The organism is Vibrio sp. S17_S38, from assembly GCF_014694375.1.
Lineage (GTDB): Bacteria > Pseudomonadota > Gammaproteobacteria > Enterobacterales > Vibrionaceae > Vibrio.
Genome location: NZ_JAAUWW010000003.1, coordinates 1 through 20,644, shown reverse-complemented (window position 1 = coordinate 20,644; position 20,644 = coordinate 1). Strand labels below are relative to the sequence as shown.

16 protein-coding genes and 1 tRNA gene are annotated in these 20,644 nt (G+C 40.4%); 4 read left to right on the top strand and 13 right to left on the bottom strand.

What is annotated here, in order from left to right; genetic code table 11:
• From mrdA to leuS, 6 genes are all read right to left on the bottom strand, one after another.
• Positions 1-1,902 (bottom strand): penicillin-binding protein 2, encoded by a 1,902-nt coding sequence (gene mrdA, locus HC725_RS03090; protein WP_190330318.1) that lies wholly within the window; start codon positions 1,900-1,902, stop codon positions 1-3.
• 6 nt (positions 1,903-1,908) lie between these two features.
• Positions 1,909-2,379, bottom strand: a complete 471-nt coding sequence (gene rlmH / locus HC725_RS03085) for a 23S rRNA (pseudouridine(1915)-N(3))-methyltransferase RlmH (protein ID WP_190330317.1) — start codon at positions 2,377-2,379, stop codon at positions 1,909-1,911.
• A 99-nt stretch (positions 2,380-2,478) separates the two neighbouring features.
• Positions 2,479-2,796, bottom strand: a complete 318-nt coding sequence (rsfS, locus tag HC725_RS03080) for a ribosome silencing factor (protein ID WP_190330316.1) — start codon at positions 2,794-2,796, stop codon at positions 2,479-2,481.
• Between the two features lie 119 nt (positions 2,797-2,915).
• A complete protein-coding gene (gene holA / locus HC725_RS03075) occupies positions 2,916-3,938 on the bottom strand; it encodes a DNA polymerase III subunit delta (protein WP_190330315.1) in 1,023 nt (340 codons plus the stop codon).
• Positions 3,939-3,943: 5 nt separating this feature from the next.
• Positions 3,944-4,687: an LPS assembly lipoprotein LptE gene (locus HC725_RS03070; RefSeq protein ID WP_190330314.1), complete on the bottom strand. Its 744-nt coding sequence runs from the start codon at positions 4,685-4,687 to the stop codon at positions 3,944-3,946.
• A 203-nt stretch (positions 4,688-4,890) separates the two neighbouring features.
• Positions 4,891-7,485 (bottom strand): leucine--tRNA ligase, encoded by a 2,595-nt coding sequence (gene leuS / locus HC725_RS03065; RefSeq protein ID WP_190330313.1) that lies wholly within the window; start codon positions 7,483-7,485, stop codon positions 4,891-4,893.
• Between the two features lie 148 nt (positions 7,486-7,633).
• Here leuS and HC725_RS03060 point away from each other — a divergent pair, with 148 nt between their 5' ends.
• The 3 genes from HC725_RS03060 (at position 7,634) to HC725_RS03050 (ending at position 12,062) form a co-directional block, all read left to right on the top strand.
• Positions 7,634-8,116 carry a zinc ribbon-containing protein gene (locus HC725_RS03060; protein WP_190330312.1) on the top strand — a complete coding sequence of 161 codons (483 nt, stop codon included), beginning with the start codon at positions 7,634-7,636 and terminating at the stop codon, positions 8,114-8,116.
• A 223-nt stretch (positions 8,117-8,339) separates the two neighbouring features.
• Positions 8,340-9,707 carry an anaerobic C4-dicarboxylate transporter DcuC gene (gene dcuC, locus HC725_RS03055; RefSeq protein WP_190330311.1) on the top strand — a complete coding sequence of 456 codons (1,368 nt, stop codon included), beginning with the start codon at positions 8,340-8,342 and terminating at the stop codon, positions 9,705-9,707.
• 393 nt (positions 9,708-10,100) lie between these two features.
• Complete coding sequence (locus HC725_RS03050) at positions 10,101-12,062, top strand: LTA synthase family protein (RefSeq protein WP_190330310.1); 1,962 nt, start codon at positions 10,101-10,103, stop codon at positions 12,060-12,062.
• A gap of 117 nt (positions 12,063-12,179) precedes the next feature.
• Here HC725_RS03050 and lnt read toward each other — a convergent pair whose 3' ends face one another.
• From lnt to miaB, 5 genes are all read right to left on the bottom strand, one after another.
• On the bottom strand, positions 12,180-13,688 hold the full coding sequence (gene lnt / locus HC725_RS03045) for an apolipoprotein N-acyltransferase (RefSeq protein WP_190330309.1): 1,509 nt from the start codon (positions 13,686-13,688) through the stop codon (positions 12,180-12,182).
• Between the two features lie 22 nt (positions 13,689-13,710).
• The gene (gene corC, locus HC725_RS03040; RefSeq protein WP_190330308.1) at positions 13,711-14,619 is read right to left on the bottom strand and encodes a CNNM family magnesium/cobalt transport protein CorC; all 909 of its coding nucleotides are present in this window, start codon (positions 14,617-14,619) and stop codon (positions 13,711-13,713) included.
• Positions 14,620-14,739: 120 nt separating this feature from the next.
• Positions 14,740-15,204: an rRNA maturation RNase YbeY gene (gene ybeY / locus HC725_RS03035; RefSeq protein ID WP_190330307.1), complete on the bottom strand. Its 465-nt coding sequence runs from the start codon at positions 15,202-15,204 to the stop codon at positions 14,740-14,742.
• An 8-nt stretch (positions 15,205-15,212) separates the two neighbouring features.
• A complete protein-coding gene (locus HC725_RS03030; RefSeq protein WP_190330306.1) occupies positions 15,213-16,349 on the bottom strand; it encodes a PhoH family protein in 1,137 nt (378 codons plus the stop codon).
• A 70-nt stretch (positions 16,350-16,419) separates the two neighbouring features.
• The gene (miaB, locus tag HC725_RS03025; RefSeq protein ID WP_190330305.1) at positions 16,420-17,844 is read right to left on the bottom strand and encodes a tRNA (N6-isopentenyl adenosine(37)-C2)-methylthiotransferase MiaB; all 1,425 of its coding nucleotides are present in this window, start codon (positions 17,842-17,844) and stop codon (positions 16,420-16,422) included.
• Positions 17,845-18,112: 268 nt separating this feature from the next.
• Here miaB and HC725_RS03020 point away from each other — a divergent pair, with 268 nt between their 5' ends.
• Positions 18,113-19,294, top strand: coding sequence for a 2-octaprenyl-3-methyl-6-methoxy-1,4-benzoquinol hydroxylase (locus HC725_RS03020; protein WP_190330304.1), 1,182 nt, complete (start codon positions 18,113-18,115; stop codon positions 19,292-19,294).
• 28 nt (positions 19,295-19,322) lie between these two features.
• Here the strand turns inward: HC725_RS03020 and HC725_RS03015 are convergent, their stop codons facing one another.
• Entirely contained in the window at positions 19,323-20,381 is a 1,059-nt protein-coding gene (locus HC725_RS03015) for a beta-propeller fold lactonase family protein (RefSeq protein WP_190330303.1), read from the bottom strand.
• 165 nt (positions 20,382-20,546) lie between these two features.
• Positions 20,547-20,631, bottom strand: a tRNA-Leu gene (locus HC725_RS03010).
• Positions 20,632-20,644: the final 13 nt, after the last annotated feature.

Here is a 20,644-nt window from a genome sequence, read left to right as displayed (position 1 = left end):
TTATTTTTTATCCTGTGAAGAGTCGGTTTCATCATTATTCAAGATGACATGGTCGAATATCTGTCGAGCAATTGGGCCACCAACGCCCGATCCTCCCCCTGCATTTTCAAGTACCATCGAGACAATGACTTTAGGGTCTTTGAATGGGGCAAATCCCATTAATAATGCATGATCCCTAAGATGTTCTGCGATTTCATCCGCATCATATTTTTCGCCTTCTTTTAACCCATACACTTGAGCTGTACCCGATTTAACGGCTGCTTGATATTTTGCGCCATAGAAAGAACGTCTTGCAGTACCCCTATTACCGGTTGCTACTAGATGCATGCCTTCTTCTGCAAGATCCCAATAAGATTCTTTTACCCCTGTAATTGATGGGTAAGTTTTAATCGGGCTGAGTACAGGCGTGGCTGACGGTGACGTTTTATCTATCGTTGCACGCAATAAGTGAGGAGCCCGAACCTTGCCATGTGAGACCAAAACTGACAGCGCTTTTGCTATTTGCATAGGCGTAGCTGTCCAATAACCTTGGCCAATACCAACAGGGATAGTGTCACCTTGATACCATTGCGTACGATGGCGAGCACGTTTCCATTCACGAGTCGGCATATTGGCACTGCTTTCTTCATGTAAATCGATTCCAGTAAGCTCACCATAACCAAATTTGTTCATCCATGTTGATAGACGATCAATACCAAGATCAAAGGCAACTTGATAGAAGAAGGTATCAACAGATTCCTCTAGTGCTTTCTTTACATCAACAACTCCATGGCCCCAGCGACTCCAATCTCGGTAACCCTTATGGCTACGAGCATTAGGGATATACCAAATCCCCGGATCGTTACGAGTCGTTTCAGGTGTGATAACGCCTTCGGTAAGAGCGGCGACTGCGATGAGGGGTTTAACCGTGGATGCTGGTGGGTAAATACCTAATGTGGCACGGTTGACTAATGGACGATCTGGGTTGTTGAGTAACTGGTTGTAAGCTTTACTACTAATACCGTGAACAAAGGCATTAGGGTCATAACTTGGGCTTGAAACCATCGCGAGTACGCCGTTATCTTTAGGATCCAGAATAATTATCGATCCACGACGTTTGTCCATTAAATGAAAAGCGTATTGTTGTAAATCAATATCAAGGTTTAAGACTAGATCTTTACCTGGGATAGGGGGAACATATTTTAATGTACGGATGACACGCCCACGGCTGTTTACTTCAACTTCTTGATAACCCGAAGTGCCATGTAGTGTATCTTCATAAAAACGTTCAATCCCTATCTTGCCAATATCGTGAGTAGCTTGATAATTAGATATTTTATCTTCTTCAGTTAAACGGCGAATATCTCGATCGTTAATTCGAGAAACATAACCTAAAACGTGGGTAAGCGCTGAACCATAAGGGTAGTAACGTTTTAATACCGCAGTGACTTCCACTCCAGGAAATTGATATTGGCGAACTGAAATTTTTGCGACGTCTTGTTCACTTAATTGAGTTAAGAGAGGGACAGAGCTGAAGCGTCGTGTTTGTAGACGTTCTTTTTTAAAAGTTTCAATTTGTTCATCGCTGATCGGAATTATTTTACGTAAACCCGCGATAGTTTGATCTATATCCGCGACTTTTTCTGGTGTAATTTCTAAGTTAAAAACAGGGCGGTTAGAGGCGAGTAATTTCCCATTACGATCGTAAATCAGGCCACGGTTAGGTGCGATAGGGACAATTTTAATACGGTTATCATTAGAGCGAGTTTTATAATCTTGATATTGTTCGACTTGGATATAGTACAAATTACCCAATAAAACGCCGACCAAAGCTAAAATACCAATAAATGCCACTATCGCACGGCGAGTAAAGAGTTTAGCTTCAGCGGTGTAATCGCGAATTTGGCTACGTCTGCGTCTCATTATCGATTATTCTCGGTGATAAGGGTGATTAGTTGTGACGCTCCAAGCGCGATATAAGCTTTCTGCCATAATCACTCGCACAATTGGATGGGGTAGTGTTAATGGTGATAATGACCAACTTTGATCAGCAGCAGATTTGCATGCAGGAGATAAACCTTCAGGACCTCCAATCAAAATCGAAACATCGCGTCCATCGAGTTTCCATGAATCTAATTGTGTTGCAAGTTCGATGGTATCCCAGCGTTTCCCTGGAATATCTAATGTTATAATGCGATTGCCTTTAGGTACAGCCGATAGCATAGCTTCACCTTCTTTTTGCAAAATCCTAACAATATCTGCATTTTTACCTCGTTTCCCTGCGGGTATTTCAACGAGATCAAGTGGCATATCGCTGGGGAAGCGGCGTTGATACTCATGAAAACCAGCTTCAACCCATTTGGGCATTTTGGTTCCGACTGCAATGAGTTGGATCTTCATGTGGGATACTCCATGATCTTGTTGCTTGACCTCTATCTATTTAAAAATAAAGACTTAAATTGATAGAGGCTTAAAGGATGAGCGTTGGGTGTGTTGTTATTAGCTCCACAGCTTCTCTAATTGATAGAGTTCACGGTGTTGCTGTTGCATTACGTGGACCATAACTGAACCCATATCAACCACAACCCATTCACCTTCGCTTTCACCATCCATACCAAGTAGATCAAGGCCTGCTTCCTTTGCTTCACTTGCAACATTTTGAGCGATAGAAATAACATGACGCTTAGAGGTACCTGTACAGATAACCATAAAATCTGTCACACTGGATTTTTCAGTGATATCTAAAGTAATGATGTTTTCTGCTTTCATGTCATCAGCTTTATCGGCTAAAAAGTCTTTTAATTCGTTTATTTGCAAAGTGAAACCTCATTTATAAAATAATAATGCAAGCTGACGTGAGCTGCGGGGCAATAATAATAAAAAGTCGCTAAGAATAACATGGATAATTGTAGTGAAAAGCATACTTCCTGCGAAGGCTACAATTTAAAGGTGTTGGTAGGTTGGCAAAACATTAATGAGAGTTGGGCAAGTTGAGGCCAATACTCTTGGCTAAAGGTTGTTTTTACATCGATCTCTAATTTGGTTAAATGCTGTATGAGTATTTGCAGATGCTGCATATTTAAACGCTGTAATGCAGCTGAATAAAATGGTCGTTTATTTTGCCAGATACGATGTTGGTCAAAAACATGAGATATGGACTGTCGAGCAAGTAGACTTTGCTGCATGTCATGTAATAAAAACAGCTCTTTTTGAACCGTTCTTAATAAAATAATGGCTTCTTCACCTTCAGCTTCAAGTTGTCGTAAAATACGTTGTGATCGTTTTTCTTGGCCTGAAAGTAGTGCATCGGTCCATTGGAATGGGGTGAAATGATTGTGGCGGACTAAAGCGGACTCTACTCGTAATAAAGTAAGTTTACCATCCGGATAAAGTAATACTAGCTTCTCTAAACTTTGAGCTAAAGCAAGTAAATTACCTTCATGCCATTGGGCGAGCATTTGTGTTGCTTCTGCATCTGGAGTGAGTTTTAGCTTTTGGCATCGTTGTTGAACAAATTGTGGCAAATAGCGTAATTCAGGGCTATTACATGAAATAAGAATGCCTTGAGTGTGCATTGCTTTAAACCACTTGGTACTTTCTTGCGCACGAGTGAGTTTGTTACCAATAATGATCAGTAAAATATCAGGATGTAGCATGGTTGATAAATTGACCAATTCTTTAGCGGCCGCGGCACTAACACCTGCGTCCGGAATTTCTAATTCGATTATTTGCAAGTTTGAGAATAAGCTTAAAGCTTGGCAGCAATCGTAAACATGACTCCAATCTAATTGTTTATCTAAGCTAAACCGTTGTCTTTCTAAAAAGCCTTTCTGTTTTGCATCACGGTTGATCAAATCTCTACTTTCTTGAAGTAATAACGGCTCGTTGCCCATCACTAGATAAACGTTGTGTTGTTTATGTTTTAAATGATCAGCAAGTTTATCTGCAAAAATGCGCATCGTAATTATTGGTCTTGATCGTTAGTTGGTTCATCATTGGTTTTTGCATCATCAGCTTTTTCGCTGTCAGTTCTCGAGTCATCTGATGTTGAATTTTTCTGCATATCTTCTGAGGTTACTTCTTTCGTTGTACTGGTTTGCTGAACACCATTATCAAGATCTTGAGTTATGGTGGCGCTAGTATCTTTCACTTCAGTTGGAAAGTCTTTTTGTTGACTAGGGTCTGGGCTACCTACTGCAATGAGCTGGGTTTTTAATGTTGCCATTTGGCGTAGTATTTGTTGGGAGGCTTGAACTTTCATTTCTTCTAAAATGACATCTTTTTCTACCGACTTTGCCAAGGCAGCCATTGGGTTATCAAGGTAACTACGAGTGATATGAATATTATAAGTTTTTGTGTTGTAGCCTGGCACTGTGACTTTATAGCTGGTGTTATAAAATAGCTCATACTCTGCGGCGCGGGCATTCTGATAGAGTGAAAGCGTTCGATCACCATCACTATCGTTAATGATATAAAGATTTGCGACATTCACTCCGGGAGGAACAACTTTAACGCCATTTCTTGTTAATTGTTTTTTGACTTCACGAGTGATCATCGCATAGTCATCAAAACTGGTAACCGATAAAGTTTCCACTTCATCTGGAAGTAAATAATTGCCACGGAAATGAAAACCACATGCAGTGGTCATCATGGCTAAAGTTGCAATGATGAAAATACGGAAATGTGTATTAGAAAACAAACGAGTCACCAAGTTATACCTCTGTGGCTATAGAGTAGGATTGAAAAACTTATCTTATTAACTCTATGTGAAGATGCAATTTCAATTATTTTGAGTATAAATATAATTAAGAAGCAAGAAAAGTGAATAAGATAAGCGTAAGCAGAAGTTGGTATACAACTACTTACGCTTCAAATTGACTATTTAATAGGATGGGAATGCATCCGCAGTAATTAATTAGCCACAATATTCAGCAGTTTACCCGGAACATAAATAACTTTACGTACCGTTAAACCATCAGTGAATTTAATGATATGTTCATTGGCCATTCCTAACGCTTCAACTTCTTCTTTGCTTGCGTCAGCTGATACTGTGAGTTTGGCTCGTAATTTGCCATTGACTTGAACGATGATCAGTTTCTCATCTTCAACCAAGGCTTTTTCATCAAATGTTGGCCAGTCACAAGTATCGACTTTGTCGCCGCCTAACGCTGCCCACATTTCAAAACAAATATGTGGCGTGATTGGGTACAGCATACGAACTACGGCTTTTAATGCTTCATCTAGGATAGCGCGATCTTGCTCATTGGCTTGAGGTGCTTTACCCAGCTTGTTCATTAATTCCATGATGGCAGCAATGGCGGTATTAAACGTTTGGCGGCGATCAATATCATCGGTTACTTTTGCAATCGTTTTATGTACATCACGACGAAGTGCTTTTTGATCACCAGTCAATGATGTTGTATCAACGGCAACAGCATTACCTTGAGATGTGTGCTCACCGACTAGTTTCCAAACACGTTTTAGGAAGCGATTGGTCCCTTCAACACCAGACTCTTGCCATTCCAATGTCATATCAGCAGGAGAGGCGAACATCATAAATAAGCGAACGGTATCGGCGCCGTATTTATCAACCATTTCTTGCGGATCAATACCATTATTTTTCGACTTAGACATTTTGATCATGCCTGAGTGTTCAACGTTACGACCTTGATCATCCACTGCTTTTTCAATGCGACCTTTGCCATCACGCTCAACAGTGACATCTGTTGGTGCAACCCATTCTTTCGTGCCTTTTTCATTGGTGTGGTAGAAAGCATCTGCTAACACCATACCTTGGCAAAGTAATTGTTTGAATGGTTCATTGGACGTGACATAACCAGCATCACGAAGTAGTTTGTGGAAGAAGCGAGAATATAATAGATGCATACACGCATGCTCAATACCACCAACATATTGATCAACGGGTAGCCAGTAGTTAGCTTTTTCAGGATCTAAAATATCGTCTGCTTGTGGGCTGCAATAACGTGCGTAATACCAAGATGACTCCATAAAGGTATCAAAAGTATCGGTTTCACGCAGAGCATGTTCACCATTGAACGTTGTTTCTGCCCATGCTTTGTCGGCTTTAATTGGGCTTGTTACGCCATCCATAACAACATCTTCCGGTAAAATAACAGGAAGTTGATCGGCCGGAACAGGGTGAACGACACCATCATCAGTGGTCACCATTGGAATTGGTGCGCCCCAGTAACGTTGACGAGAAACGCCCCAATCACGCAGGCGGAAGTTAACGGTTTTCTTCCCTTTATTTTCGCTTTCAAGTTTTGCAGCAACGGCATCAAATGCGGCTTGGAACTCAAGACCATCAAACTCAGCAGAGTTAAAGAGTGCGCCTTTTTCAGTATAAGCAACTTCTGAAACATCTGGTTGATTGCCTTCGCTATCTAAAATAACTGCTTCAATGTCTAAACCGTATTTAGTGGCAAACTCAAAGTCACGTTGATCGTGAGCAGGGACTGCCATCACTGCTCCTGTGCCGTAATCCATTAATACAAAGTTAGCAACGAAGATTGGTACTTCACGACCATTTAATGGGTGAGTAGCTTTAAGGCCAGTATCCATGCCTTTCTTTTCCATCGTAGCCAGTTCAGCTTCAGCAACTTTAGTGTTTTTACATTCGTCAATAAACGTCGCTAATGATGGATTACTTTGCGACGCTTGGGCTGCCAAAGGATGACCTGCAGCGATAGCAACATAAGTTACGCCCATTAAGGTATCGGGGCGAGTTGTGTAAACTTCTAGATCGGCTTGATCTGTTACTTTAAATGACAACTCAACGCCTTCAGAGCGGCCAATCCAGTTGCGCTGCATGGTTTTTACCATCTCAGGCCAACCATCTAGGTTGTCTAAATCATCCAGTAATTCTTGTGCGTACTCAGTAATTTTAATGAACCACTGTGGAATTTCTTTTTGCTCAACTGGAGTGTCACAACGCCAGCAACAGCCATCTTCAACTTGTTCGTTAGCTAAAACGGTCATGTCGTTCGGACACCAGTTTACAGAAGATGTTTTTTTGTAAACTAAGCCTTTTTCATACAACTTAGTGAAAAATTCCTGTTCCCAGCGATAATATTCCGGTGTACAAGTAGCGAATTCACGAGTCCAGTCGTAACCAAAACCTAATAATTTAAGCTGGTTTTTCATGTATTCGATGTTTTCGTAAGTCCAAGGTGCCGGAGCTGTTTTGTTTTTTACTGCCGCATTTTCAGCAGGAAGGCCAAACGCATCCCAACCGATTGGTTGCATAACATTTTTGCCTTGCAGACGTTGGAAGCGAGAAATTACATCACCGATGGTGTAATTACGAACATGGCCCATATGCAGACGTCCACTTGGGTAAGGGAACATAGATAGGCAGTAGAATTTCTCTTTATCGGCATCTTCAGTGACTTCGAAGATTTTATTATCATCCCAATATTGTTGAACTTTTTGCTCAATGTCTTGTGGGTTGTATTGCTCATTTAATTTAGCTACTGGTTTTTGCATCTGGGAGGGTATCCGGTTTCGTAAATTTGTGAGATCGGTTAGATCAGGTCATACTTGATGAGCATAGAATACCTTAAAGCGGTGATGCTCAACAATAGCCAGAGCAATAAATGGCGATGCATTGAAAAATAATAGACAGGAGTTTCCGATGCCAAAGCGTAAACACGATTACAAACAGGTTTTAGACCACTTGATCGATAACGTAAATAAAACGCCAGCAGAAGCTGATAAAGCAGCCGATACCTCTAAAGGAATGCTTGATGCTGTTAAAGATATGACCAAAGATGAATTGGAACTTATCAAGCAGTATGTGAAATCGGATTTGAAAGAATTCTCTGATAGCTATCAAAAGAGTAAAGAAGGGAGAGATGATGATCCATTTATGACCGTAGTAGCTGAAACGATCTGGGAAGGCTTATTAGAAATTACGGATAGAACGCAAGTTGAATGGCGTGAAGTATTCCAAGATATTGAACACAAAGGATTATACGAAGTCGGTGATATTATTGGGCTTGGAGCGTTAGTGTGTGAGAAGTGTGGTCATAGACAAGAATATACACACCCTTGTGAGATTAAACCTTGCCTACAATGTGGCAATGATGCTTTTGCTCGAGTGCCATTAAAACCTTAGATGTTATTGATTAAAACCTGCGTTTAATGTTTCATTTTGTGGTGTTGATGGACGTTGTTTGATTCAATCTATTAATGTCATCTGAATAAATTTCGTGTTACAAAGAAAAAATTGATAGAGATTAATATTTGCTATTGATTCATCTGATAGGTTGTTTGCCAATAATATTAAAAACGATGTCTGATACTTAAATCTCATCGCATAATTGAAAAGGCAAACAACTATGTTAGAACTGATTATTGGTTTTGCTGTGACCATTGTCGTGGGTTACTTCATTGTAAAAGGATATAAACCAACGGGCGTTTTATTGGCCGCGGGTACATTGCTACTACTAATCGCTCAACCTCTTGGCCACTCTGTTCTTCCTCAAGGAATGGAATCAACCGGAAACTTCTTCACGGATTCATTACTATTTTTAAAAGCGACATTGCAAAGTTATAGCGGTGGTTTAGGTCTGCAAATTATGTTGCTGTGTGGTTTTGCAACTTATATGACCCATATTGGTGCTAATAACATTGTGGTTAAACAGTTTTCAAAGCCGCTCTCTTTTATTAAATCGCCTTATATCTTATTGGTTGCAGCTTATATTGTTGCGTGTTTAATGTCTTTAGCTGTGAGCTCGGCCACCGGTCTAGGTGTTCTACTGATGGCCACGCTATTTCCGATGATGACAGCGATGGGAATCTCTCGCCCTGCTGCGGTTGCGGTATGTGCGTCTCCAGCCGCGATTATCTTATCGCCAACGTCTGGTGATGTGGTTATTGCTGCACAAAAATCTGGCATACCATTGCATGTGTTTGCAGTTGAAACTGTATTGCCTGTTTCTATCTCTGCCATTATTGTGATGGCGATTGCTGCGTATTTTTGGAATAAATATCTAGATAAAAAAGATAATACGCCAATGGAGAAAGTAGATATCTCTCATATGGACACGAGTGCTCCAGCTTATTATTCATTACTGCCATTTTTACCAATTGTTGGTGTGTTTTTATTCAATGGTAAGACGATCTCTGGTTTATCATTAGATATTTATACTATTGTCGTGCTGTCTATTTTTATTGGCGCAGTCGTACATTATGTTTCTAATCGTTTTAATGGAAAAAAAGCGCTAGAAGATCTTGAAGTGTGCTATCAAGGTATGGCAGAGGCCTTTAAAAGCGTGGTCATGTTATTAGTCGGTGCTGGTTTGTTCGCACAAGGCTTGATGTCGATGGGTGCTATTGATAATTTATTAGCGCTTGCCAATAATGCAGGTGCTGGAGCGGTGGCGTTAATGTTGCTATTGACTGCTATTACTGTCGCGGCTTCTGTTGCCACGGGGTCTGGTAATGCGTCTTTTTATGCTTTTGTTGAGCTTGCACCATCATTAGCCGCTAAAATGGGCATTAACCCTGCATTTTTAATTATTCCAATGTTACAAGCCTCTAATCTTGGCCGTACTATTTCACCTGTTTCTGGTGTTATTGTTGCAACATCAGGTATGGGTAAAATCAGCCCGTTTGATGTAGTAAAGCGTACCTTTATTCCTGTGATTTGTGGGTTGGCAACCGTGATTATTGGCACGGTATTCTTGGTACCTATGATGGCCTAATCTGTTTTATATTTGATGATATCCACTGTTTTATCGAACAGTGGATATTTTTTTGAACTTTCTAGGGTAAAGAGGACCAAATGTTTTAGCTTACAGCGTGATATAAAATGATTTTAGGGTTTATTAAATGTCGATTTTTATACATGGGTGATAGACGAATTAGAGCTGATCGATTCTATTGATCTGATAATCAAATCATTGGCGAGCTGATTATAACGCTTATAAAAATCATCGAAATGAATCAAATGTGGAAGTATTAGCTCCCATTTGAGTATTATTACTACTGGATGCTCTCTTTATGTGTGGCTTTGCATAAAACTGACATAAGTTCATGGACAGGGTCAGTCTATAGATGCTAAGTATGCGCTCCTTTTTTAACTAATGAGAATTTTAATGGATATTGCAAAGCAACTTTTAGGTGTGCTATTTCCTATTATCGCCGTTTTTATCGCCGGTCTTATCATTTTAACCACCTCACGTATCGCTTTGTGTATCTGGAAAAAAGATCGGGTTAAGAAGTCGAATGGTCTGAAGACGATTTTGATCTCTGGACTGCGTATGGATGTGGTCACACTCTGCTATTTACTAATATTACCAAGCTTATTGACCTGTTTATTTACCGGGTTTGAAGCCATTAGTGGTGTTTGGCTAACCGCTTTGCGCATTTGGTTTGTTGCAGGGTTATGGTTGTTGGTGTACATGGAAATCTCTACGCCAACTTTTATTGAAGAATACGATGTCCGTCCGAACCGATTTTTTGTTGAGTATTTGATTTACCCAAAAGAAGTGATGAGCATGCTTTGGACTGGCTATAAGCTGGAACTATTTCTGGGCTTCATCGTGACAGTATTAACGCTGTACTTCGGGTGGATGTTCAGTGGCGCAATTGTTTCGGATATTTCAAGTCCAGCTTGGTATTGGCGACTACCTTTAGGTTTAGTTGCAGTAGCGTTATGTGTGTTAGGTGCGCGTTCTAGCTTTGGTCATCGTGGTATTAATCCTTCGATGATTGCTTTTTCAAATGATAATTTAATGAATGACTTTGCTTTAAACTCGACTTATTCGGTGCTTTACGCAATTAAGTTGATGAGAACAGAAGAAGATTCATCAAAGTACTACCCGAAAATGGAACATGACAAGGTGGTGGATTTAATTCAAAAATCGACTCATGTTGAGCAATCACAATACACGCATCAAGAGTTGCCTACGTTAGTTCGCCGTCCGGCTAGCTATAAAGGAAAGCCAAAAAATATCGTCATTTTGTTGCAAGAAAGTCTAGGATCGCGTTTTGTTGGTGGGCTTGGTGGTTTACCTCTAACACCAAATTTGGATGAGATAATTAAAGAAAGTTGGTATTTTACTCGTTTATATGCAACTGGAACTCGTTCTATTCGTGGTATCGAAGCGGTAACCAGTGGCTTTTCTCCAACTCCAGCCAATGCCATTGTTAAGTTGCCAAAAGGCCAACAAGATTTTTATACCATTGCTCAAACGCTTTCTCATAATGGCTACCATACTCAGTTTATTTATGGTGGTGAAAGTCATTTTGATAATATGAAAGGTTACTGTTTAGGCAATGGGTTTACCGATATTCAAGATCTCCCTACCTTTATTAAGCCACAGTTTGTTGGTTCATGGGGGGCATGTGATGAAGATTTATATGAGAAAGCACATCAGCAATTTACCGAATTAAATAAAAGCGATAAACCGTTCTTTAGTTTTGTATTTACTACGACTAATCACTCCCCATTTGAATATCCTGAAGGTAAAATTGAGCCTTATAATTCACCTGCCGCCACACGTGAAAATACGGTAAAATATTCAGATTTTGCGTTTGGTGAATTTATCAAGCAAGCGAAAGCCTCTGATTACTGGGATGATACTATCTTTGTTGTTGTTGCCGACCATGATTCTCGTGTGAGTGGTGATCAATCCATTCCTGCGGATTACTTTAAAATTCCAGCCATTATTTTTGGTGGTGGAGTTGAAGCAAAACAAGATGATCGTATTGCTAGCCAAATTGATTTACCACCAACATTATTATCTCTCGCTGGGATTGATAATTTTGGCCCTATGATTGGTCATGATTTAACTCAAGACATTGAAACTTCTAAGTTACGTGCCATGATGCAATTTCATAATACCTTTGCTTGGATGAACAATGATAATCAAGCTGTAGTCTTTCAAGCAAACAAACCAGTTGAAACCTATCAATACGATACTCAAACTCATGATTTGAATCCGATGACCTTATCTCAAGATATTATTGATACGGCAAATGCCAACGCATTGTGGGGAAGTTTAGCCTATAGAAATGATTACTATCATTGGGGGAAAGTGAAACTGTCAATGTAATTGAATCAGTAAAATAACGGATGTTGATAAATAAAAAGGTGGCGTATCTTGAAGGATACGCCACCTTTTTGATTCCATAGTAATAACTTTACAAGTGCTGAGCGAGATGATTGATCTCTAGTTTCGTTTTAACCATATAAAGATAAATCCTACAGCCGACCATAAATACAGCAACCAAGAGCCTAAAGAACGATAGGGTGTGTTACCTGTAGTTGACGTTACCTCTGCATTCAATACGGCGGTTTGAAACTGTGGGATTTGTTTCGTTATATGGCCCTTGTAATCAGTAACTGCCGTAATACCGTTGTTGGTAGCACGGATTAATGGTTTTCCAAGCTCTAAAGCCCGCATACGAGCGATTTCCATATGTTGTATTGGGCCGATAGAGTCGCCAAACCAAGCATCATTCGATAAGGTTAGAATGAAATCCGTATCATTGGTGACGTTTTGCCTTACTTGCTCGCTGAAAATAATCTCATAGCATAGAGCCGCTAATAAATGTCGACCATTGGCAATAAGGTTGGGCTGAATAAATGCGCCACGTTGGAATGAGGACATTGGTAAATTAAAGAAAGGTGCGATTGGGCGTAATAAATCACCAAAAGGCACGAACTCACCAAAAGGTAGCAAATGGTGCTTGCTGTAACGCTTGGCCGTATCGTAATTGTATGGACCTTGGTCATCTTTACCTAACGTTAATACATTATTGTAAAAGTGACCTAAATTATCTTGCGACAACACGCCTGTTATCAACGCTGTATCATTATTACGTGCGGCGGTGTCTAAATTTTTCAAGAAGGCCGGTAAGTCGGATTCTAATGCTGGAATGGCTGCTTCTGGCCATATAACAATATCTGCTTTCCAGTTTTCACGGCTCATATCTGTATATTTCATCAGTGTTGGCCAGCGATGACTTGGTAGCCATTTTTGCTTTTGATCGATATTACCTTGAATAAGAGCAAATGAAGTTTTCGTATCAGGGTTGGGTGTAACCCACTGAATTTTATTTAGTCCATAACTTAAAGCAAAAATCCCGACAGGAATACAAAGGTATTGCCATTTTTTGGACAATAAAGCATAGCTCACACCGCCAGCAATCAGCCAGATCATCAAGGTGATTGCTTCAACGCCAGAGACAGGAGCAAAGCCATTCAAAGGACTATCTATTTGGCTGTAGCCGAGCCATAGCCAAGGAAAACCGGTGAATACCCAGCCGCGTAGCCAATCGGTTATTAGCCATAAAATAGGAGCCGCGATTAATAATCGACGTCTATTAGTTTGTGGAAAGAAGCGGTTAAGCAAGCCGCCAAATAAAGCCGGATAAATGGAAAGGTAAGAAACCAGTAATGCCATTAAAAACACACTGGCTGGCTTGGGCATTCCACCAAAGGTATCAATACTAACGTGAACCCAATTAATACCTGTGCCAAATTGGCCTAATCCCCAAGAAAAAGCGATCCAAGCACCAGCTTTAGTGGATTGTTTATTGAGAAGTAGGAGGAGTAAAAAAGGGCTAACAAGTGCTATAGGCCAATAACTAAAAGGGGCAAAAGCAAGGGTGGTCAATGCGCCGATGAAAGCGGCCAAAAGAGGCCGCCCTATGCGCAGAAGAAAAGAATTATTCATTCGTGATTATGACTTCTACTATCTAAGGATTCGCTTGCTCAGGTTCAATATTAGCTTCTGAGTTATTTGGAATCGTAACTTGGAGTTGATTTACTCGGCGGTTATCACAGGCAGTTACTTTAAAAGTATAGCCATCAATTTCCACTGATTCGCCACGTTCAGGTAAGTGACCAAAATTAATCATCACTAAGCCACCGATAGTATCAACTTCTTCATCACTGTAATTTGTATTAAAGACATCGTTAAAATCATCTATGTCCGTGAGGGCTTTTACTGAGAAAGTATGCCTATTTAACTGGCGGATATCGGCGCTTTCTTCATCGTCAAACTCATCTTCAATCTCGCCAACGATTTCTTCTAAGATATCTTCAATGGTGACTAAGCCTGAAACACCACCGAATTCATCTACCACGATAGCCATGTGATAACGTTCTTCTCTGAATTCTTTTAGTAATCTATCAACACGCTTACTTTCTGGCACAACCACTGCAGGGCGAACCACTTCACTAAGGGTGAATGGTGTGCTGTCTGCTACTAAGTAACGTAGTAAGTCTTTCGCTAATAATATTCCTTCAACGTGATCTTTATCTTCATTGATAACAGGATAGCGAGAGTGGGTTGCATCAATAATTAATGTTGCAAGAGAATCCAAGTCATAATCACGACTGATAGTGATCATTTGAGAACGTGGGATCATAATATCCCGTACGCGCATTTCTGAAATTTCCATCACTCCTTCAAGCATGTCTCGTGTGTCAGGATCGATTAAATCGTTTTCTTCTGAATCACGGAACACTTCCACAAGCTCTTGGCGATCTTTTGGATCACCTTGAAACAATTGAGCTAAACGGTCGAAGAAGGACTTTCTACTGGGACCTTCAGATTTGTCGTTCTTACCTTCCGAATGAGAAGGTGAGTTATCATTGTTCATGTCTACTCTTTAGTTATTACTATCAACAGCGGATAGCGCGCTTTAGATTACTAATTATAGGAGGTAGTGACCCAAAATAGTGTTGGCTCACTCAGTACCTTCTATATGAAAGACGCTAGTTTACTCTTTTTCAGAGAGGTAAGGATCATCAAAGCCAAGTTTTTGCATGATTTCAGTTTCGATGCTTTCCATTTCTTCGGCTTCTTCATCTTCGATATGGTCATAACCTAACAGATGAAGCGAGCCATGTATAACCATATGTGCCCAATGGGCATTAAGCGGTTTATTTTGTTCGCTAGCTTCCCTTTCCACCACTTGTTGGCAAATGATTAAATCGCCTAATAAATCGATTTCCACTTCGGGTGGCGCTTCGAATGGAAAAGACAACACGTTGGTGGGTTTATCTATTCCGCGATAGTCACGGTTTAATTGCTGGCTTTCATTCGTGTCAACAACACGAATCGTTACTTCCGCTTGGGGTTGGAATAGTGGGATGACCGCATCTAACCACTGTTGGAATTGATCTTGACTCGGTAAGGCATCGCCATTTTCGACTACGATTTGAAGATCGAGTTCAATACTCATAAGGTAATCTAATCCTTTGCTTTTGATTGTACTTGAGACTCAGTATTTGAACTTGTCTCAATAGTTGCTTTAGCATTATTAAAAATAGCGGCAGCTTGTGCTTCTCGCTGTTCTCGTTCTTTACGATGGCGCTGTTCGGTAAGTTGGCGTTCTTTTTGGTCTTTGCTTTCCCATTTCTCGTAGGCATTAACAATGCGAGCCACAACAGGGTGACGAACCACATCATCAGCAACAAAGAAATTAAAGCTTATTTCATCTACTTCAGATAATACTTCCACTGCATGACGAAGGCCGGAACGAGCACCACGAGGCAAGTCAATCTGAGTCACATCCCCGGTGATCACCGCACGAGAATTAAAGCCAATACGGGTTAAGAACATTTTCATTTGTTCAACAGTTGTATTTTGGCTTTCATCTAAAATGATAAAAGCGTCATTTAAAGTTCGTCCTCGCATATAGGCAAGAGGAGCGACTTCAATGACATTACGTTCAATGAGTTTTTCAACCCTTTCAAAGCCAAGCATTTCAAACAATGCATCGTATAAAGGGCGAAGATATGGGTCAACTTTTTGGCTCAAGTCTCCTGGTAAGAAACCCAGTTTTTCTCCTGCTTCAACTGCAGGGCGGGTTAATAGGATCCGGCTGATTTCTTGGCGTTCGAGTGCATCAACTGCCGCGGCAACAGCAAGGTAGGTTTTGCCTGTACCGGCAGGGCCAATACCAAAAGTAATGTCATGGGTAACGATATTGACCAAATACTGCCCTTGGTTAGGTGTACGTGGTTTGATAATACCTTTTTTTGTTTTGATAAAGACTTCTTTACCGTACTCGATCACTTGTTCTTGCTGCTGTTCTAAAATACCAGACTCTTTTACTGCAAGATGAATTTTTTCCGGTTCAATATCTTGGATTTCACCACGAATAGGTGAGGTGTCTACATATAAATCTTTAAGAATATCTAAACCCGCAGCGGCAGTATGAGGTTTGCCCATAATGGTGAAAAAATTTCCACGATGGTTTATCTCAACGCCTAATCTACGTTCAAGATGTTTGATATTGTCATCAAAAGGGCCGCATAAACTAGAGAGTCTGCGGTTATCGGAAGGTTCTAAGTTGATTTCAAGCGTGACGATTTTATTGCTCACTGTTTCCCTCTCAAAGTTAGCGGCTCAATAATTTGAACCGCTATTAGCTTAATTATAGAAGGATATGGAGTTAAGGAACGAAAGTCACAACCCCTAAATCATCCTCTTTACGTGTTTTTTTGATCATTTCTGCTGGAGACACTGCAGAACGCAAACCCATTTCAGCTTCTGTGCGTACTAATATACCGCGCAGTGAGTTCGGTAATACTTCTGTGATTTCTACATCAACAAACTGACCAATCAGGTTCGGTGAACCTTCGAAGTTAACGACACGGCTATTTTCAGTACGTCCACTAAGTTGCATCAGGTCTTTTTTCGATGGTCCCTCAACTAGAATGCGTTGTGTTGTACCTAGCATCAAGCGAGAGTATCGCATAGCCTGAGTATTTATTTGTTGTTGCAGCTCATACAATCTGTCTTTCTTCTCTTGTTCCGGAGTATCGCAAGGATAATCAGCGGCTGGTGTACCAGGGCGTGGTGAGAAGACAAAGCTGAAACTCATATCAAAATCAACTTCTTTTATAAGCTTCATGGTATCAGCAAAATCTTGTTTTGATTCCCCAGGGAAGCCAACAATAAAGTCAGAACTGATTTGAATACCAGGACGAGCTTTACGCAATTTACGAATAATAGATTTGTATTCGATAGCCGTATGAGGGCGCTTCATCATGGTTAATATTCGGTCTGATCCACTTTGAACCGGTAAGTGTAAAAAGCTTACTAGTTCAGGTGTATCTTCATAAACAGCGATAATATCATCGGTAAATTCTAATGGGTGGCTTGTGGTAAAGCGAAGACGATCCACACCATCAATAGAGGCTATTAGGCGAAGTAATTCAGAAAATGAACAGATATCGCCGTCAAATGTTGGCCCACGATAAGCATTTACGTTTTGACCCAGTAAATGGATTTCACGAACGCCTTGCTCGGCAAGTTGGGCGACTTCAAATAGTACATCATCCATTGGACGGCTGACTTCTTCACCGCGTGTATAAGGAACAACACAGTAAGTACAGTATTTTGAACAACCTTCCATGATTGAAACGTAAGCGGTTGGGCCTTCTGCTTTTGGCTCTGGCAAATTATCGAATTTTTCAATCTCTGGGAAAGAAATATCCATAACAGGACCAGATTTAGATTGAGATTGTTTGATCATCTCAGGCAAACGGTGCAATGTTTGTGGACCAAAAATAACGTCAACATAAGGAGCGCGCTGGCGAATATGGGCCCCTTCTTGGGTTGCTACACAACCGCCCACACCAATAATCACACCTTCTTTTTTATCTTTTAACGTTTTCCAACGACCAAGCTGGTGGAACACTTTTTCTTGTGCTTTCTCACGAATCGAACAGGTATTAAGGAGTAATACATCTGCTTCCGCTGGATCTTCGGTTAGCTCATATCCATTTGCGGCACCTAGTAAATCGGCCATTTTAGATGAATCGTATTCATTCATCTGACAGCCCCAAGTTTTAATTAGCAGTTTCTTACTCATTATCACATTCGCTCGTATTAAATCAGGTTTGGGTTGAGCTTTTGCTCATCATAATTGTGCAGATTAACATTGCAACAGCTGCGCTAATCTAGCAAGCCGCGTATTGTACTGCTTTAAATCTCAGCTGACTAGATCTAAGCGCAATAAGGGAGTTTGACGTATTTTTATTGTGGGTTTATTTATTTTGGAATCAGAATAATTTGAATGAGATAGCGGAAAATGCCGGTGAAAGAAGTAGAATAGAAAAAAATAGTGAATGGTAGTTTATATGTCTCAGTTTGATGTTGTTGTGATTGGTGGTGGTATGGTCGGTGCAGCAGTTGCACTTGGCCTTGCAAAACAAAAAAAACGTGTTGCGTTGGTGGAAGGATTGAAGCCGGCAACCTTTGAGACTTCTCAACCCATGGATTTACGGGTTTCCGCTATTTCAACAGCATCGGTTGATTTATTGCAACAGCTTGGCGCTTGGCAAAATATCAAGTCTAAAAGGGTACTGCCTTATCTCGGTTTAGAAACTTGGGAAAATTCTGAGTGTCGCATTCGTTTTCACGCTCATGACCTGAATTTAGATAAGTTAGGCTATATGGTCGAAAATCGATTATTGCAGTTAGGTTTGTGGGAGGAATTTGAGCAATACCCTAATCTAGAATTGTTTTGCCCTGATAGCCTTGATTATATTGAGTTTCATGAATCGTATAATCAAGTCGTCTTATCATCAGGGAAAACACTTGATGCTCTGTGGGTGGTGGGTGCAGATGGCGCTAATTCTAAAGTACGCCAGCAAGCGAATATTGGTGTCACGGCGTGGGATTATCGCCAGTGCTGCATGTTGATCAATGTCGAACTGCCATCTCAAGATAATCAAATCTTGCGTGATACAACATGGCAATGGTTTACGCCGAGTGGGCCACGTTCATTTTTGCCATTAGCCCCACTTGCTAATGGACGAGAACAGGGCTCGTTAGTTTGGTATGACTCACCAAAACGAATCAGACAATTACAAAATCTGCCATTAGATAAGCTGCGTGAAGAAGTATTGGAGAACTTTCCTGCTGAATTAGGTGATATTAACGTGTTGCAAGCGGGTTCATTTCCATTAACTCGTCGTCATGCTCAGAAGTATTTTGCTAAACGTTGTGTGTTAGTGGGAGATTCTGCTCATACGATTAACCCATTGGCGGGGCAGGGCGTGAATCTTGGCTTTAAAGATGTATGGATGCTACTTGAAACGATTGCTGATAAGGGCTTAGAGTCTGAACAAGCTTTTGTTGATTACCAAAAACGCCGTCGAACAGATAACTTAATCATGCAAACGGGGATGGACTTCTTTTATACAACGTTTAGCAATGATATCAAACCCTTAAAACTTATTCGTAATGCTGCGCTAAAAGTTGCGCAGCATTCTGGGGATATCAAAAAGCAAGTCCTCAAATATGCATTAGGCTTATAAATTCATTCTATGAGTCGGTCATATCCCTTTATATCAAATCGTTAAATTTGACACATACTGGCATAGTTACCATTGTGCTATGCCCAGTTGGAGCAAGTGTTCCATCGACATTGTTTCGCCTGAAACTCACTATATTATTACTATTTTGGTTAACAACGACCAACCATTCTCCGCTTGGTGAAATTGCGAAATCACGTGGGAAATCCCCGCCACAATCAATGGAATATTGATAGTTTAATACCCTCGATTGATGATCTAGCTCAAAACAACTAATAATATTTTGACGGCGACCAGATAGATAAACAAATCGTTCATCTGGTGATAATTTTATTGCACCAGCAGCTTGTCCATTTAGTGTATTTGGAAAGGCACGTTGTTCGCTGTTGACTTGCCACTTCCCATCTTCCTGATGGATTAACACTAATTGCTCTGATAGTTCACAGAGTATAACTCCAATTTTTTCATCATGGGTAAATACGAGATGTCTGGGGCCTGAACCTTGGCTTAATTGTATTTCTTGACGTTGTTCAATGGCAAATAATTGAGCGATGTCATTAAATGGATAAAAAGAGACTTTATCTAACCCCAAATCAACGCTCACCAGTGTTTTCGTATGGTTAAGAATAAGCGCTTGATGTGCATGAGATACTCGAGGTGATTCCTCTATGGTTGAGCTATCTATAACTTGTATATGTTGTTTTAGCACCAATGAGTCATCGAGCTGGTAAACATCAATATGACCGCTGCCATATTGAGCCGTTGTGGCTAATTGATATTTGCTATTCACAGAAATAAAGCAAGGAGAGCATCCTGTAATATCTAGATTCGCTACTTTTGTAAGTAATGACTGTTGTTGTGAATATTGGCTTATTTGAGGTTGTTCGGTGGAATTGACCTCTGAAATTATATACATCTGAGATTGATTAATATCAAAATAAGAAGGATTAGGTATTTGTATGTTTAACTTGTGGGCGTTTAAATCTCCTGTCTGTGTATCTAAGTCGAGATCGTATAAACCATAAGGTGAGTTGGGAGTATAACAACCAATTTTGAGAGACAGGTTTTTAGAGCTTTGAGATGATTCCACTGCCGGACCTCTATTCTGAGATTAAAATGAGATCTTATGGTGCAAGAGGATGCAGATAATTGGAATGTATTTTTTAAATATTCATGCCATTAACACAGATAATTATGATTATTATTCAGATCAGAAACAGCAAAACCCACTAAAAAGTGGGTTTTGTTTGAATAATGGTGCGGTCGGAGAGACTTGAACTCTCACACCTTACGGCGCCAGAACCTAAATCTGGTGCGTCTACCAATTCCGCCACGACCGCAGCGCTTCTTTTA